This window comes from Cohnella sp. CFH 77786 (assembly GCF_019400745.1).
Taxonomy (GTDB): domain Bacteria; phylum Bacillota; class Bacilli; order Paenibacillales; family Paenibacillaceae; genus Cohnella.
In genome coordinates this window covers 1-17,134 of record NZ_WJIB01000015.1, presented here as the reverse complement: position 1 = coordinate 17,134, position 17,134 = coordinate 1, and the positions used below count along the sequence as shown (strand labels likewise).

The following is a 17,134-nucleotide window of genomic DNA, read 5'->3' as shown; positions in this document are numbered from 1 at the left end:
CAAACGCCTGACCCTCGCGGGTCAGGCGTTTTCCGTCTGTCCTGCATTCGCGCGATAGGGCGATTCGGAAATGTTGGGAAGTCCGGAGCATCATGTGGACAAACTTATCCACACCCCATGTGCATAGTGTGGAGAACTCTGTGAATCCGTTGGGAGCGTAGGGGAAGTTGTTTCGTGAAAATCGAATGAGTTTTTCACAGGCCGGCTGTGGATTTTGTGGATAATGGGGACGAAATGGTGGAAAAGTGAAGGGAAATGTTCACGGGGTGTAAAAAAGCTTGCCCCTTTACGGTTTTTTCGTCCGAGGCGGTCGAGCCGGGACAATTTCCGTTCGGGGCAAGCTGTGGATATCGGAGTGGATAACGTTTCACCTTTCGCGGAAGGACGGCTAAGCCGGTTATCGCCGTTTATGCTTGGTCCATAAGGGCTTCCCAGGCGGCATAAGCCTCTTCCAGCTTCGGGCGGAGCGCGTCCGCTTGCGTCTGCTTCTCCCGGAGGAGCACGTAATCGGTGCTCACCTCGGGCGAGGCCATTTGTTCTTCCAGCGCCGCGATTTCCGCTTCCAGCCGGGCGATCTCCTCCTCGGCCTGCTCCCGCTTGCGGGTGCGCGCCCGCTCTTCGCGTTTGGCCTGCTTCTCCGCGGCGTAATCCGTCACCGGGGCGGAGGAACCGGTTGAAGCGTCGGGAGCGCCGCTGGATGGACGGGCAGACGGGCCGCCAATCGAGCCGGATCCCGCGTCCCACTCCGCAAGCTCTCTTTTTTTCTGCAGCAAGTCGTCATAGTTGCCCAAATAGTTCACGGTACCGCCCGGATGGAGCTCCACGATGCGATCCGCGATCCGGTTCAGGAAATAACGGTCATGGGAGACGAACAGCAGCGTCCCGTCGTATTCCTCCAGCGCGGCCTCCAGCACTTCGCGGCTCATGAGGTCCAGATGGTTCGTGGGTTCGTCGAGCACGAGCACGTTGGCTTGCTTCAGCATCAGCTTGGAGAGCGCGACTCGCGCTTTTTCGCCGCCGCTCAGGGATCCGACCGTTTTCTTGACGTCGTCGCCGCTGAACAAGAAATTGCCGAGCACGGTGCGGATTTCCGCTTCCGCTTTATGCGGATAAGAGCTCCACACCTCTTCCAGCACCGTGTTGCCCGGGTTCAATTCGCGCTGCTCCTGGTCATAGTAACCGAGGGAGACGCCCGCTCCCCAGCGGATCGAGCCGGACCGAAGCTCGAGGCTGCCGACCAGAGCGCGGAGAAGCGTCGTTTTGCCGACGCCGTTCGGCCCGAGAAGAGCCAGGCGCTCCCCTCTTTTGACCTCGAGCGAGACTTCCCGAAACAAAGGCGGCATATTCGGCGAAGGGGCCGCGGAAGCGTCGTACACCTGAAGCACATCCTTGCCGCTGCGCCGTTCCGTGGTGAAGGAGAAGCTGGCGCCCCTCAAGGCGCCGGGCTTCTCCAGCCGCTCGATTCGCTCCAGCGCGTTCCGCCGGCTCTGGGCGCGGCGGGTCGTCGAAGCGCGGGCAATGTTCCGCTGCACGAACTCCTCCATTCGAGCGATTTCTTTGCGCTGCTGTTCGAAGAGCTTGACCTTCTGCGCGAAATCCGCGGCTTTCAGGTCCATGAACCTAGTGTAGTTGCCGGTGTACCGGGTGGCCGTGTGCCGCTCGATTTCCACGATCGCGGTCACGGTGGCGTCAAGGAAATAACGGTCGTGGGAGACGATGACCATCGCGCCGGAATACGTCCGCAAATACTGCTCCAGCCAGCCCAGCGTATCGATGTCCAGGTGGTTCGTCGGCTCGTCTAAGAGGAGCAGGTCAGGCTGCACGAGCAGAAGGCGGGCGAGCGCCAGGCGCGTTCGCTGTCCGCCGCTGAGGGAGGAGACCTCAGTCGCCGGATCGAAATCGCCGAAGCCCATGCCGTGCAGCACGCTGCGGATCCGGTTGTTCATTTCGTAGCCTCCGGCCTCGCGGAACCGTTCGGCCAGATCGGAATACTGGGCGAGAAGGGAAGCGTAGCGGACCGCGTCTTCCTGCTCCGCGGGATCGGCAATGCGGGTTTCCATCGCTTGGAGCGCTTTCTCTTGCTCCAGCAGGGGGCCGAATGCCGATGTCATCTCTTCCATGATCGTGCGGTGACCCTGCAGTCCGCCGTTCTGCGCCAAATAACCGATGCGCAGGTCTTTGGCTTTGGAGACCGATCCGGTGTCCGCCTGGAGCTCGCCCGCGAGAATGCGCAGAAACGTGGATTTGCCCGCGCCGTTCGCCCCGACGAGTCCGATGCGGTCCCGCTCGCCTACTTGGATGGATACCCCCGTAAGCACGGGGGTCGTTCCGTAATATTTATGAATGCCGGATGCTTGAAGAAGCAAGGAAACTCCCTCCGAATCAAGGAAAATCTCTGAGCAGATCGAAAGATCATAGAAGAAGACCGCAACACCCAGTTTACCGTAAATCCCGGCGACCGTCCAAAGGGAGATCGCGGGAGGCGTCAGGTTCCGGAGATCGGAATCTTGGCGGAAACGCTGGTGTAATGATACACTTGAACTATATTTTCACGGGTTTTCAAAACGGGGCCTGACTTCGAAAGCGGAGGTACGCGGTGGGTACGGAGTGGAGCAACAGGTCGAAAACGGAACGGCGCCGCGCGATGGCGGCCGTCAGGGACGCGTTGCCGTCAGATGACCGGGTCCGCATGTCGGAACGGCTGTGCGCCAACGTGGAACGGGAAGTGCTGGCGCCGCTGCGGAGCCGGCTCGGCCGCACCTTGACGGTCGGCGCGTATGCTGCCTTCCGGTCGGAAGCCGACCCGTATGCGCTTGTCCGGACATGCTGGGAAGCCGGGGACACCGTGGCGGCCCCCCTGATCCGGGACAGCGCGTTGGAATGGCGCATCGTGCGCGAACCGGACGATTGGCGGACCGGCAAGTGGAGCGTTCCGGAGCCGGATCCTTCCCGGACCGCGGCGCTGCCCGCGGATCGTGCGCCGGACGCGGTTCTGGTGCCGGGGCTGGCGTTCCATCGCGACGGGGGCAGGCTCGGTTACGGCGGCGGATACTACGATCGGTTGTTTGCCGCCGAATCGGAGCGGGGAAACGCGCGCATTTTGTGGATCGGTTTCGCCTTGTCCCCGCAGTTGGTGACGGAACCGCTGCCCATGGAGCCCCACGATTTGGCCCTGGACGCGGTGGCGACCGACGAAGGCATCATTTGGCTCAAGAGGGAGGGACGATAATGGAAAGAACGCCGGATCGACTCACGCATTTTAATGAACAAGGCCGGGCGGTCATGGTGGACGTCAGCGACAAACCGGTCACGGCCAGAACGGCCGCGGCCGAGGCGAAGGTGAAGATGGCGCCGGAGACGCTGCAGCGCATCCGCGAAGGGACCGTGGCGAAGGGGGACGTGCTCGCCGTCGCCCAGGTGGCGGGCATTCAGGCGGCGAAGAAAACGTCCGATTGGATTCCGATGTGCCACCCGCTGCCGCTCACCGGGGTGAACGTGCGGTTCGAGGACAACGGCGCGGACGAGCTGACGATCACGGCCGAGGTGAAAACGACGGGCCGCACCGGCGTGGAGATGGAGGCGCTCACGGCGGTGACCGCCGCGGCGCTCACCGTTTACGACATGTGCAAGGCGATTCAGAAGGACATGATCATCGGCCAGGTGAGGCTCCTTGCGAAAACCGGCGGCAAAAACGGGGATTACAGCGCCGGGTGATCGGATTCGGCAGATAGGCCGGACCAAAGGTAGACACGGAATGCAGGGATTGCAGGGGCTATAGGGAATGCAGGGATTGCAGGGGCTATAGGGTATGCAGGGAATGCAGGAATTGCAGGGATGCAGGACTGCAGGACTGCAGGGGAATTGCAGGAATTGCAGGAATTGCAGGAATTGCAGGGATGCAGGACTGCAGGACTGCAGGGGAATTGCAGGAATTGCAGGAATTGCAGGGAGAACGGGGACAGAGGCAGCGTTGGGAGTCGGCATGCTGCTTGGACGTGAACTCATGGGAGCGGAGGGATTGAAGATGCGTTGGAAAGTCGCGCTGTTGTCGGCCAGCGACAAAGGGGCCAGGGGAGAACGCGAGGATACGAGCGCGCAAGTCATCCGGGAGCTGGTGGAGGAGGAGCTTGGCGGCGATATTATCGATTACCGCGTCGTTCCCGACGAGCAGGATGAAATCCGGGCCGCGCTCATCGAGATGGCGGACTATTACCAGGCCGATCTGATCCTGACGACGGGAGGCATCGGGCTCGGTTTCCGGGATGTCACTCCGGAAGCGACGCTGATGGTGGCGGACCGGGTCGTGCCGGGACTGGCGGAAGCGATGCGCGCGGCGGCGGTCGCCAAGTCGCGGACCAACGTGCTTTTCCGGGGATTGTGCGCTATCCGGGGCCGGACTTTGATCGTCAATTTGCCGGGCGAGCCGAAGGGCGTGAACGACCATCTCATGCCGGTCATGGATTTGCTGCCGGAGGCGCTCGCGCAGGTATCCGGCCCGAAGAAGGAGACGAGGGTATGACGAAACCGGAATCCGGCCTGCCGACCGGTACGACCGTTATCGGTTCCTCGGTTCTGCGCGAAGTGAAGGTGGAGGACGCGGTCGGCATGGTGCTTGCCCACGACTTGACGCAGATCCTGCCGGGCACGTTCAAGGGACGTTTGTTTCGCAAGGGGCACCGCGTCGCCGAGGAGGATATCCCTAAGTTGAAGGATATCGGCAAGGAACATCTGTACGCCATCGAGCTGGGGGAAGGCGACCTGCACGAGGACGACGCGGCGCTCCGGATGGCCGCGGCGCTCGCCGGGGAACACGCGGTCTGCGGAGAGCCCCATGAGGGAAAAGTTGCTGTCAAGTCGGAAATCGCCGGACTGGCCGTGATCGCGCGGGAAGTGGTCGACGCGGTCAACGCTGTCGGCGAAATCGCGCTGGCGACCGTGACGAACCATCGCGTCGTCCGGCCTGGCGAAGCTTTGGCGGCGACACGTGCCATTCCGCTGATCGTCCCGGAAGCGAAGGTCCGCGAGGTGGAGCGGATCGCGGAGCGTTACCGGGCGGAGAACCGCGGACGGTCACCGCTTGCCGTAAGGCCGCTCCGGCGGCTGCGCGCGGGACTGCTAACGACCGGCAGCGAGGTGTTCTCCGGACGGATCGCCGACAAGTTCGGGCCTGCCGTGGCAAGCAAGCTGGAGGCGCTCGGCTCGGAGCTGTCGGAGCAGCGGTTCGCGCCGGACGACCGACAAACAATTGTCAAGGAAATTCGCTATTTCCTGGACCAAGGGTATGATATGATATTGGTGTCAGGCGGCATGTCCGTCGACCCAGACGACCGGACGCCCGGCGCGATCGCCGCGGCCGGCACGGACATCGTCAGCTACGGGACGCCGATGCTTCCGGGGTCCATGCTGCTGTTCGGCTACTTGGAAGGCGTGCCGATCTTCGGCCTGCCGGGCTGCGTGATGCACGATCCTTACACTTCGTTCGACGTGCTGCTGCCCCGCGTGCTGGCTGGAGACACGATCACGCGCGACGACATCGTAGGCATGGGATATGGCGGATTGCACCGCTGAGCGGTGAATCGTTACGGATTTCTATCCATCGGAATGGGAGTGAGTAGCATGGGCGGTATTGGCGTATCGGGGATTATTTTGCTGGTCCTGATTGCCTTGCTGCTGTTCGGTCCGAACAAGCTGCCAGAGCTGGGCAGGGCTTTCGGCCGAACGCTGCGGGAATTCAAGAAGGGTGCGAACGACCTGATGGACGACAATGAGGACCGGAGCGCCCGCCGGGTGGACGTTTCTCCGCAGGAGAAGGAACAACAACCGGCCACGGAACGGCGTCTTCCGGAGTAATCCGGAAATGCGCAAGGGCGGCTGCATGCGCAGCCGCCTTTGTTCGCATGATAGGTATTATAAGTTTCCAACGAGTGGTATTGGGGAAGCAAGAAGGTAGCCGTTTACGGGACTCGCGCTCCCGTTGATGTTCTTTTCATCTTGCGGAGCGGATTTCGTGATTTATAGGTTGTGTCTTCCGTGTTATGAACACTGTAGTACTTCCGGAGTCTTTATTTCTGACTACTATCTGTCCTTTGGATGAGAAGATGGACAAGATCGGCGTGAAATTATTTTTGCATCCCCACTCAGTCCCGGCATCTGATTTCGGCAGGTCTCGATCTGGGTGGTGCCTCCTCAGATGGGTCGGCTGTCGCGCATTCAAGGGGATTAAAGGGAAAACTGCCCTCTATTTCTGCCTAATGGCCACACGCCTCGACCTGGGTGGTGCCTCCTCAGATGGGTCGGCTGTCGCGCATTCAAGGGGATTAAAGGGAAAACTGCCCTCTATTTCTGCCTAATGGCCACACGCGCATGAATTAGAAGGAAAACCTCCCTCTAATTCCGGCTATATCCCCTCAGTTGAAGTTTTTCAACGATATTAGTGGGAGGTTTTCCCTCTAAATATCCCGAATCCGCGAAATGATCGGAATTAGAGGGAGGTTTTCCCTCTAAAGTTGACCGGCCGGGCGAATCCGGCATGCGATTTCGAGAAACTGCGATAACCGGATGGTATCCCAACAACGGTACCCTATCGTTAAGACATTTCTAGGAATTCATGACTTTGCAGAACTTAATTCGGTACCCTTTACATGGCGGATGCCGGTCAAGACACCGCCAGGCGTTTTCTTCGTGATTCAGATTGGATATGAAATCGTTTATCTGAATGATCTCCAAAAACGTTAATCTGTTCGAAATGGACGGTTTACTGTTCAACTTGGTTGAACGCTCGTTGGAGGAGGCAGGCGAGAACGGACGGTATTCCGCTGCTCGTCCTATCCCATCTTCGTTAATGACCCCGTCTACCTACCCTGCATCCGCAGGCGGGGTTGACGCAAGCGAGACCGGCTTAACGTGCGCGATGAGCGACGGTTGCGGTGGTTTAAGCCTGCGAGACCGGCTTAACGTGCGCGCTGAGCGACGGATGGCGGAGTTTAAGCCTGCGAGACCGGCTTAACGTGCGCGCTGAGCGATGGTTGCGGTAGTTTAAGCCTGCGAGACCGGCTGAACGTGCGCGATGAGCGACGGTTGCGGTGGTTTAAGCCTGCGAGACCGGCTTAACGTGCGCGCTGAGCGACGGTTGCGGTGGTTTAAGCCTGCGAGACCGGCTTAGCGTGCGCGCTGAGCGACGGTTGCGGTGGTTTAAGCCTGCGAGACCGGCTTAACGTGCGCGCTGAGCGACGGTTGCGGTGGTTTAAGCCTGCGAGACCGGCTTAACGTGCGCGATAAGCGACGGATAGCGGAGTTTAAGGCGGCGAGACCGGCTTAACATGCGCGCTGAGCGACGGATGGCGGAGTTTAAGCCTGCGAGACCGGCTTAACGTGCGCGCTGAGCGACGTTGCGGTGGTTTACGCCGGGAGGCCGGTTCCGCCCCTCTCGCTACTCCAGATGAGATCCGCCAATGCCTCACGTAAAATGAACATTTTCAGGAGGTCCCCATGGTGCAACGACCCGATTCCGTCCCCGAAGACGACGGCATGTCGGTATGGGAGCATATCGGCGAGCTGCGCAGGCGAGTCGTGTACTCGCTTATCGTGTTCGCAGCCGGCATGGTCGGCGGTTTGTTCGGCGCGGAGCCGCTGTTCGACTACCTGGTTGCCGCCGCTCCCGCAGACAACCTGGAGCTTAACGCGTTTTCCCCGTGGGACGCGATCAGCCTCTACATGAAGTTCGCGTTTTTGATCTCCTTGGTCGTCGCGATTCCTTTCGCCTTCTACCAATTATGGGCCTTCGTCAAGCCCGCCCTTGGAAAAAGGGAGCAGCGGGCGACGCTCCGATACATCCCCGGCGCGCTCGCGATGTTCCTGATCGGCTTATCGTTTGCCTACTTCGTCGTGTTTCCGATGGCCTATTATTTTACCGAAAGAGTGACGGTGAATATGGGCCTGAAGCAGACGTACGGGCTGTCCCAATATTTCTCGTTCCTGTTCAATCTGCTGATTCCGATCTCGCTCCTGTTCGAGCTGCCGCTCGTCATCATGTTCCTCACGCGGATCGGCATTCTCAATCCGCAAATCCTGCGGAAAATGCGGCGTCTGGCGTGGTTCGTCATGTGCGTCATCGGGGTGACGATCACGCCTCCCGACGTCATCTCGGACATGCTCGTCGCCGTTCCGCTGATCGTGCTGTACGAATTCAGCGTCATGCTGTCCATGGCGGCCTACCGCAAGAGGATCGCCGCCCGAATGGCAAGGGAAGCGGCATTGGACCTGGAGGACGATTGACAGCGGCAAAGCTGGCCGATTGGGTCACCGGAGGCCTGATGTTGCCCCAAAAAGTGAAGGCAGCTTTTGAAGCACATTCCGATTCCTGACTCGGGGACCCCGGAACTGTCGGAATAAGCTTCAGAGCTTTGCGTCACTTTTGGGGGACTTGATATGCGCCGATATTCGCGGCCTCCGTCCAGCATCCGTCATTTTTCGATATTCGGGCGGGAGAAATTATGGTACACTTGGTTTCGAAAAGGCTTACATAGGGTCCTTATTCCGGGAGGAGACGAAAGATGCGCAATCTGTCACTGCGTCAGAAATTTTTGATCGGATTCGGAGTCAACGTCGTTTTATTGATCTTGGCGATGATCCTGCTGTTTCCGCATCTGAAGGACGAAACGACCGTTTTCATCGAAACAGCCGTCATTTTCGCCATCTTGATCGGCATGTCCGCTTTCATTTTCCTATCCATCGGCCGCAACATCACGGACTCGGTAGGCCATGTGACCTCGGCTTTGAAGAATATCGCTTCTTCCGGCGGCGACTTGACGCGCAGGATCCACGTCCGTTCGTCCGACGAGGTCGGCGAATTGGCGAATGCGGCCAACAGCCTGCTGGACGGCTTGCAGAAAATGATGAAAGAGCTGCGCGAGAGTACGGCGGAGCTTGCCGCGGCTTCCATACAATTGAAGCAAGGTGCCGACGAGAACGCGCGGGTGAGCAGCGAAGTCGCCAAAGCGGTCGAAAAAGTGGCTTCCGGCTCCGAGACGCAGGTGGCGCAATCCCAGGAAATCACCGCCGTGATGCAGGAAACGCAGGACGGCTTGAATCAGATCGCCGCCACGACGACCGGCGTCTCCGACGCCGCGCAGACGACGCGCGTCCGCGCGGAAGAAGGCTCCGAACTGCTCCGGGCCAATTCGGAGGAAATCGCGCAGGTCGAAATCGCGTTCCGGTCGTTGCAAGAGACGGTACGCGGTTTGAGCCACAAGTCCGAGCAAGTGCGCGAAGTCATCGGATACATCTCGGAGGTATCCAACCAGACGAACCTGCTCGCTCTCAACGCGGCGATCGAGGCCGCCCGCGCCGGCGAACACGGACGGGGCTTCGCCGTCGTCGCCGGGGAAATCCGGAAGCTCGCCGACCAGACGCAGCAATCCGCCGTTCAGATCGGGGATACGCTGGAAGCGATGTCCGGCGATATCGAGAAGGCAGCGACGATGTTCGAGCAAAGCGCCGGCCAAGTGTTCACGACCGTCGCGGGCATGAAGAACGCGGAAGAGACGTTCCGGGAAATCGTCGGCAGCGTGTCGCGCTTGAGCGGGAGCTTCCTCGAGGTTGCCGCTTCCGTCGAGCAGATGACAGCGGGCAGCGCCTCCGTCGTCCAATCGATTCAGGATATCGCCCGCATTACCGAGGAAACGGCTTCCTTCACGGAGCAAGTGTCGGCCATGACGGAGCAGCAGTTGTCTTCGACCGAAGAGATGGCGAAAACCGCCGATAATCTGTACAGCATGGCCACCCGTCTCAAAGGCCTGGTCGGAAACTTCAAGACGTGAATGGATGCCTCCCGATTGGGCAAACCTTCTACATATGCCGCTCGGAGCAGGACCCGCAGCAGATGCGGGTCCTTTTCTTTTTTTTGCCTTCGGGGGCTTGAAAACCGGAAACAAAATCAGTATCATAAGAAATGGTTATTAGCACTTGAATCGATCGAGTGCTAACAATCCAAAAACAATCCCTTTACTTGATTCAGAAGGAGGCTATTTTCATGATCAGACCTTTGGGAGACCGCGTACTGGTCGAAGCGATCGCCAAGGAAGAGAAGACGGCTAGCGGCATCGTTCTGCCGGACACGGCAAAAGAGAAGCCGCAAGAAGGCAAAGTCGTGGCGGTAGGAAGCGGAACGGTGAACAAAGACGGACAGCGCATCGCGCTTGAAGTCAAAGAAGGCGACCGCGTTCTGTTCTCCAAGTATGCGGGAACGGAAATCAAGTACGAAGGCAAAGAGTACTTGATTATGAAAGAAAGCGACATCCACGCAATCGTCGGCTGATCGATTCGGCCGAGCACATAAGGAACACTTTGCCGCAGCGGCGGCTATCAGTTCTTGAAATCAAGGAGGTTACTTACGATGGCGAAAGAAATCAAGTTTAGCGAAGACGCGCGCCGCGCGATGCTCCGCGGGGTCGACGCCCTGGCGAATGCCGTTAAGGTGACGCTTGGACCGAAAGGCCGCAACGTCGTGCTGGAGAAGAAATTCGGCTCTCCGCTGATCACGAACGACGGCGTTACGATCGCGAAAGAAATCGAGCTCGAGGACGCTTTCGAAAACATGGGCGCGCAGCTGGTCAAAGAAGTCGCGACCAAAACGAACGACGTAGCCGGCGACGGTACGACGACGGCTACCGTTCTCGCCCAAGCGATGATCCGCGAAGGCCTCAAAAACGTAACCGCCGGCGCCAACCCGATGGTCGTGCGCAAAGGCATCGACAAAGCCGTTAAGGCGGCCGTCGAGCAGCTGAAAACGATCTCCAAGCAAGTCGAAGGCCGCAACAACATCGCGCAAGTCGCCGCGATCTCCGCTGCGGACGACGAAGTCGGCCAACTGATCGCCGACGCGATGGAGAAAGTCGGCAAGGACGGCGTCATCACCGTCGAAGAATCCAAGGGATTCCAAACCGAGCTGGAAGTCGTGGAAGGCATGCAGTTCGACCGCGGTTACCTCTCGCCTTACATGATCACGGACACCGACAAAATGGAAGCCGTGCTCGACAACCCGTACATCCTGATCACCGACAAGAAAATCTCCAACATCCAAGAGATTCTGCCGGTGCTCGAGAAAGTCGTCCAAACGGGCAAACAGCTCCTCATCATCGCGGAAGACATCGAAGGCGAAGCTCTGGCTACCCTTCTCGTCAACCGTCTGCGCGGCACGTTCACTTGCGTAGGCGTTAAAGCGCCGGGCTTCGGAGACCGCCGCAAAGCGATGCTGCAAGATATCGCGGCTCTTACGGGCGGCACGGTCATCACGGAAGAGCTCGGTCTGGAACTGAAAGCCACCACGGTGCAGCAGCTCGGTTCCGCCCGCCAAATCCGCGTCAACAAAGAAAACACGATCATCGTCGACGGCGCAGGCAACAAAGCCGACATCGATGCTCGCGTTACGCAAATCAAAGCGCAAATCGAGGAAACGACTTCCGACTTCGACCGCGAGAAGCTGCAAGAGCGCCTCGCCAAGCTGGCCGGCGGCGTAGCCGTCATCAAGGTCGGCGCCGCTACCGAGACCGAGCTCAAAGAGCGCAAGCTGCGCATCGAAGACGCTCTGAACGCAACCCGCGCTGCCGTTGAAGAAGGCATCGTTTCCGGCGGCGGTACCGCCCTCGTGAACGTATACGGCGCCGTTTCGGCCGTTCAAGCGGAAGGCGACGAGAAAACGGGCGTCAACATCGTGCTTCGCGCGTTGGAAGAGCCGATCCGCACGATCGCGGCCAACGCCGGACAAGAAGGCTCCGTCATCGTTGAGCGCCTGAAGAAGGAATCGATCGGCACGGGTTACAACGCCGCTACCGGCGAATGGGTGAACATGTTCGAGGCCGGCATCATCGATCCGGTGAAAGTAACCCGCTATGCGCTGCAGAACGCGGCTTCCGTTGCGGCCATGTTCCTGACGACCGAAGCGGTCATCGCCGACAAGCCGGAGAAGGAAAAAGCGGCTCCGGGCGGCATGCCGGGCGGCATGGGCGGCATGGACATGATGTAAGACCCGCAGGCGGCGCGATCCGCGCCTCCCGCTCCAAGGACTTTGCCAGGGGGAACCTCGGCAAAGTCCTTTTTTTGTTTCGGCAATAAAAGGGTTACCTCGAAAAATGTCGAATGGAAAAGGTAAAATAAAGGAATGGCCCTGCGATCGCGGGAGCCATTCTGGGAAAGATGTCGGAGACGGAGAGCGGATACGGCCATGCGATGGACGGAAATGAAGTGGAAGCTGATAGCGGTAGCCGCGGCGTTCCTCGGGCTGATCGCGCTGCGGGTCGCTTGGGGAATGACGGCGCATGCATCCGATCCGAAAGCCGTGGACGGAATTCTGGATTTGAGAGGCTGGGATCCCGAGTCGAATGGAGTCATCTCGCTCACAGGCGAATGGGCGTTCTATCCGGGCAAGCTGATCCGGCCGGGGGAAACGTTTCCGGAACGGGAGAAGCGAATGATCCGGGTTCCCGGGTCTTGGGACGGCATCTTCGGCTCCCCGTTCGGCTACGGGACCTACCGGCTTGAAATCCGGCTGCCGGAAAACGGAAAAGGGGACGAACGGAATTACGCCGTCCAAACCTCGATTATCCGCACGGCAAACGCTTTGTTCGCGAACGGGCAGAGAGTCGGCGGCAGCGGCCGCCCCGGTACCTCGCGCGCGGAGACAACTCCGGAGGTCATGCCTTACTCGGCCGCGTTTACGGCGAAAGGCGACCGAGTCGAATTGGTGCTGCAGGCGGCCAACTTCGAGTATGCCCGCAAGGGAGGCCTTTTCCAACAGATCGTTTTCGGAACGCATGAGGCCGTGGAGCGAAGAAACCTGCTTCAGGTCGGTCAGAATGCCGTCTTGATGGGCTTGTTCCTCATCAGCGGACTGTTTTTCCTCATGCTCTATTTCTTCCAAAGAAAGCGACGCGAGCTCCTGTATTTCAGTCTGTTTTTCTGGATGTCTCTCCTGTTCTGGCTGACTCATAACGAAAGGCTGCTATTTTGGATGTTTCCGGATTTGGGATACCAGACGCAAACCAAGCTGCAGCTGCTCCCCTCGTCCGTTCTGTTCACTTGTCTGCTCGGGTTCATCCGGTGGATGTATCCCCAGCACGCCCGGCCTTGGATGATGAAGACAGCCGCTGCCGGTTCGGTCGTTTTCCTCGCGATCGATTCGTTCACCGAGGTTTCCTTCTTCTCCGAATTCGAGTTGTACCTCTATGGGTTCGACATGCTTCTCGTCGGCGTGATCGTCTACATTCTGGTCAAAGAGTTCCTCGCGAGAACCACGGATTCGCTTTACTCGCTGATCGCGGTTTGCTGCATCGTATACGTAGGCCTCTTTCAAGGGCTTTATTATCTGGGGTTCGTCTCCATGCGCGGATTCCCTCCGGTCGAGAAAATCGTCTTCGTGGTCAACATGGCGTTCGTTATTGCCAAACGGTTTTTCAGCGAAGTACGGGAGGTGGAGTCGTTATCCAAACGGCTGATCGTCGCCGACCGGCTGAAAAACGACTTTCTCGCCACGGCCTCCCACGAGCTTCGCCTTCCGTTGCACGGAATGATCAACATCGCGCAAACGATGCTGAACGATGATAACCTCGGGGAACGGCATACGGAACGCCTATCCCTCCTGCTCGCCACCGGCCGGCGATTATTGCATTTGGTGGGCGACATGCTGGACTTGTCCAAGCTGAACGAAGGGGTTCTGGCGCTGGAGCCCCGGCAGGTCGACATCCGCATGCTGGTCGGCGGGGTGTCGGACGTCATGCGGTATTTGAACGACGGCCGCGCGGTCCGGTTCGACAACCGGGTGGACCCGGCTTTTCCCCCGGTCATGGCGGACGAGCACCGGCTCATGCAGGTTCTGTTCCATTTGTTCCATTACGCGGTCAAATGGGGGGCCCGCGGGGCGGTCGTCGTCACGGCGGAGAAAGCCGAGCAGCCTGGCTTCGCGGAGCTCAGCGTCTTTGCCCAAGGAAACGGAGACAGGTGTGCGCATGAACGGGCGCAGGCCGAGGCGGCCGATTTCAGCCTGGACATCAGCCGCAAGCTGCTGAGGCTGCACGGCAGCCAATTAAGCGTAACGGAGGCGGATTCGGAGCTCCGCATGGCGTTCCGGCTGCCTGCCGGCCAAGAAGAGAAGGCGGCTGCCGGCCCGTGGACGCCGCTGCCGGAAACGGCTGCAGGCCGAGAGTTCCCGGAGAAGGAAGAGATCTGGCGCCACTCCGTTCCGGAAGCTGGGCGCGTGCTTGTGGTAGATGACGATCCCGTCTGCCTGCGCGTCATGTTCGACCTCCTCGCGCAGGAGAAGCTCGATGTCACGGCGCTTACGGACGGGAACGAGGCGCTGAGACTCATCGAGACGGAAGCCGGTTGGGATTTGATCATCCTCGAGACGATGCTGCCGTACCTGTCGGGCTACGACCTGTGCCGCAAAATCCGCGAGCGCCATTCGTTCTACGATCTTCCGGTCCTGTTCCTGACGGCGCGCAGCCAGCCGGCGTTCCTGCTCGTCGGTTTCGACGCCGGCGCCAACGATTACGTGACCAAGCCGTTCAAGGCATCCGAATTTCTGGCGCGGACGCGGATCCTGCTGCGCATGAAGCAATCGATCCGGGAGCGGCTCGACATCGAGATGGCGCTCATCCAGGCCCAAATCAAACCCCATTTTCTCTATAATACGCTCAACACGATCGCGAGCCTGAGCGAAGTCGATCCGGATCGCACCCGCGATCTGCTCGCCGATTTCGGCAGCTACTTGCAGGGATCCTTCGATCTGCTCAACCTGGATCGCCAAATCCCGTTCGATAAGGAGTGGAGTTTGGTGCAATCGTACCTGAACATCGAGAAAGCCCGGTTCGGCTCCCGGATTCACATCACGACCTCCTTGGCCGAATCGGTTTCCTTCTCCCTTCCGCCGCTCACGATCCAGCCGATCGTAGAGAACGCCCTTCGCCACGGGGTGCTGGGGAGGCTCGAAGGGGGACGGATCCATATCGAGGTGGTGGAGACGGCAGGGGTCGTCCGGATCTCCGTTCGCGACAACGGGGTGGGAATTCCGCCGCTCAAGAAAGCCGCCATTCTCGACGGCACCTACCGCTCGGGCATCGGCTTGGTGAACGTCAACCGGAGGCTTACCAGCGTTTACGGCTCCGGCTTGTCGATCGACAGCGCGGAAGGAGAAGGGACGGAAGTCAGCTTCCGGATCCCGATCACGCAAGGCAAGGAGGAAACCGCATGAAGGTGATCGTCGTCGATGACGAGCCGCTCGCGCTGGAGAGCATGGTCCGTATGTTGAAACGTCTGGGTGCGGAGATCGCCGCAGCCTGCCAGAACCCGCTCGATGCCTTGGTTCCGGAGCTCGGGCAGGGAGTGGACGCGGCTTTCGTCGACATCGACATGCCGGGCATGAACGGCCTGGAATTGGCTGCCCGGCTGCAAACCCGCGATCCGGGGCTAGCGGTCGTATTCGTGACGGCCTACGACCAATACGCCGTCAAGGCATTCGATATCGCGGCCGCCGATTACTTGGTCAAACCGGTGCGGGCAGGGCGGCTCGAGATCACGCTCGAGAGATTGCGCCAACACCGCCCCGTGCCGCAAGCCGTCAAGACGGAGCCGATGCCGGTACTTTGCCTGATGCACGACTTGGGGACCGCGGACGGGAAGGGGAAATTCGCCGATATCCCGTGGAGGACTTCGAAAGCGAAGGAATTGTTTGCTTACTTGGTTCATACGAGAGACCTGGCGGTATCCAAGGAGCATCTCCAGGATCTGCTTTGGTCGGATTTGGATATCGATAAGGCGATGGCCAATCTGCACACGACCGTCTATCAAATCCGGCAATCTTTGAAGGCAGCCGAGCTTCCCGTCCAAATCGTGTATGCAGGCGGGCGTTACCGCGTGGAGCTGTCGGAAATCGGTCTGGATATCGAGTTGTGGGAGGCGGAGATAGACCGGGCGTCCGCCTTCGGGGACGAAGGCCAACTGTATCGGCTGCTCTTGGACGGCTACCGGGGCGACTACCTGCAGGCCGAAGGGTATCTGTGGTCGGAGAACGAGAGGGAGCGGCTGAGGATCAAATGGCTGCAGCTCGCTTCCGATCAAGCGGCCCGGCTTGAGCGGGTCGGATTGACGGGGGACGCAATCCGCCTGTACCAGTCCATCCAGGAACGGTTTCCCGTGTGGGAGGCCTGTTATCTGGCCCTGATGAGATCCTACGACAAAATCGGGAACACCATGGAGGTCAAAAATCAATACGCCAAATTGAAGCGGACGCTGGAGGAAGAGCTGGGGATGCAGCCGGAACGCGGAATCGCCGAGTGGTATGACCGATGGTCGGCTATGAGGGCATCCGTCTGAAGCTTCAGCGTCTTGTCCGAGGCCGTGCCGTCCGTTCAGCATTTGTTCAGTCGAAGCCCTTACAATGGTATGGTAATGTAAGGGAATTCGGACGAGCGAACGTGGCGTGTTGACGGGAGGACTTCGGGGAATGGCGAGAATCATGATCGTGGACGATGCAGCGTTTCTGAGGGCAATGCTAAGGGAGATCCTGACGCAGGGAGGACATGAAGTCGTTACCGAAGCATCCGACGGAGAAGATGCCGTCGAGAAATACAAAACGTACCGGCCGGACTTGGTCACGATGGACATTACGATGCCGGTCATGGAAGGAGTGGAGGCACTGAAAAGGATTCGCGGGTTCGATGCCGCGGCGAAGGTGATCATGTGTTCGGCCGTCGGTCAGAGACAAATGATCCTGGAAGCCATCCAGAACGGAGCGAAAGATTTTATCGTGAAGCCGTTCCAGAGCAGCCGCGTGCTGGAAGCCGTCAATAAAGCCGTCTCGGAAGGATAGCGCCGCGCGGCATGAACAAGAACCGCACTCCCTCGCAGGAGTGCGGTTCTTGTTGTCGGGGCAAGGACGTAAGCTGAGTTAGCGCGGCTATACTTTAAAAGAATTCATCGATTCGTTCAACTCCGTTACGATTTCCGCGAGCTGTTCGGAGGCTTTGGCGATGTTCTCCGTAAGGGCGAGCTGCTGTTCCGTGGCGGACGCGACGTTCTGCGCCTTGCCTGAAATCTCCCGAGCCGAGGAAGACGCTTGCTCCATGCTGGCGAGAACTTCCTC

Annotated in this window: 13 protein-coding genes and 1 pseudogene; 12 read left to right on the top strand and 2 right to left on the bottom strand. The window is 59.4% G+C overall.

All coding sequences use genetic code 11. The features are described from left to right. Positions 1 to 407 precede the first annotated feature (407 nt). On the bottom strand, positions 408 to 2,366 hold the full coding sequence (locus GE107_RS20040; RefSeq protein WP_219641879.1) for an ABC-F family ATP-binding cassette domain-containing protein: 1,959 nt from the start codon (positions 2,364 to 2,366) through the stop codon (positions 408 to 410). A gap of 230 nt (positions 2,367 to 2,596) precedes the next feature. Here GE107_RS20040 and GE107_RS20035 point away from each other — a divergent pair, with 230 nt between their 5' ends. The 12 genes from GE107_RS20035 (at position 2,597) to GE107_RS19980 (ending at position 16,861) form a co-directional block, all read left to right on the top strand. Beyond that, on the top strand, positions 2,597 to 3,229 hold the full coding sequence (locus GE107_RS20035) for a 5-formyltetrahydrofolate cyclo-ligase (RefSeq protein ID WP_219641875.1): 633 nt from the start codon (positions 2,597 to 2,599) through the stop codon (positions 3,227 to 3,229). After that, entirely contained in the window at positions 3,229 to 3,714 is a 486-nt protein-coding gene (gene moaC / locus GE107_RS20030) for a cyclic pyranopterin monophosphate synthase MoaC (RefSeq protein WP_219641871.1), read from the top strand. Before GE107_RS20035 ends, moaC begins: the two co-directional genes overlap by 1 nt. 310 nt (positions 3,715 to 4,024) lie before the next feature. Further along, a complete protein-coding gene (locus tag GE107_RS20025; protein ID WP_219641868.1) occupies positions 4,025 to 4,519 on the top strand; it encodes a MogA/MoaB family molybdenum cofactor biosynthesis protein in 495 nt (164 codons plus the stop codon). After that, on the top strand, positions 4,516 to 5,568 hold the full coding sequence (locus GE107_RS20020) for a molybdopterin-binding protein (protein WP_219641865.1): 1,053 nt from the start codon (positions 4,516 to 4,518) through the stop codon (positions 5,566 to 5,568). Before GE107_RS20025 ends, GE107_RS20020 begins: the two co-directional genes overlap by 4 nt. Positions 5,569 to 5,616: 48 nt before the next feature. Further along, on the top strand, positions 5,617 to 5,850 hold the full coding sequence (locus GE107_RS20015) for a twin-arginine translocase TatA/TatE family subunit (protein WP_219641859.1): 234 nt from the start codon (positions 5,617 to 5,619) through the stop codon (positions 5,848 to 5,850). A gap of 1,638 nt (positions 5,851 to 7,488) precedes the next feature. Continuing rightward, on the top strand, positions 7,489 to 8,274 hold the full coding sequence (gene tatC / locus GE107_RS20010) for a twin-arginine translocase subunit TatC (protein WP_219641856.1): 786 nt from the start codon (positions 7,489 to 7,491) through the stop codon (positions 8,272 to 8,274). A 278-nt stretch (positions 8,275 to 8,552) separates the two neighbouring features. Continuing rightward, positions 8,553 to 9,818, top strand: a complete 1,266-nt coding sequence (locus tag GE107_RS20005) for a methyl-accepting chemotaxis protein (RefSeq protein ID WP_219641853.1) — start codon at positions 8,553 to 8,555, stop codon at positions 9,816 to 9,818. Positions 9,819 to 10,030: 212 nt separating this feature from the next. After that, complete coding sequence (gene groES, locus GE107_RS20000; protein WP_219641850.1) at positions 10,031 to 10,315, top strand: co-chaperone GroES; 285 nt, start codon at positions 10,031 to 10,033, stop codon at positions 10,313 to 10,315. Positions 10,316 to 10,393: 78 nt separating this feature from the next. Further along, positions 10,394 to 12,022: a chaperonin GroEL gene (gene groL, locus GE107_RS19995; protein ID WP_219641847.1), complete on the top strand. Its 1,629-nt coding sequence runs from the start codon at positions 10,394 to 10,396 to the stop codon at positions 12,020 to 12,022. Between the two features lie 198 nt (positions 12,023 to 12,220). Beyond that, on the top strand, positions 12,221 to 15,244 hold the full coding sequence (locus tag GE107_RS19990; protein WP_219641845.1) for a hybrid sensor histidine kinase/response regulator: 3,024 nt from the start codon (positions 12,221 to 12,223) through the stop codon (positions 15,242 to 15,244). Then, positions 15,241 to 16,365 (top strand): response regulator, encoded by a 1,125-nt coding sequence (locus GE107_RS19985; protein ID WP_219641836.1) that lies wholly within the window; start codon positions 15,241 to 15,243, stop codon positions 16,363 to 16,365. The genes GE107_RS19990 and GE107_RS19985 overlap by 4 nt, the downstream gene beginning before the upstream one ends. 130 nt (positions 16,366 to 16,495) lie before the next feature. Continuing rightward, positions 16,496 to 16,861, top strand: coding sequence for a response regulator (locus GE107_RS19980; protein ID WP_219641833.1), 366 nt, complete (start codon positions 16,496 to 16,498; stop codon positions 16,859 to 16,861). A gap of 87 nt (positions 16,862 to 16,948) precedes the next feature. Here the strand turns inward: GE107_RS19980 and GE107_RS19975 are convergent. Further along, a pseudogene (locus GE107_RS19975) lies at positions 16,949 to 17,134 on the bottom strand (methyl-accepting chemotaxis protein); the annotation flags it as partial.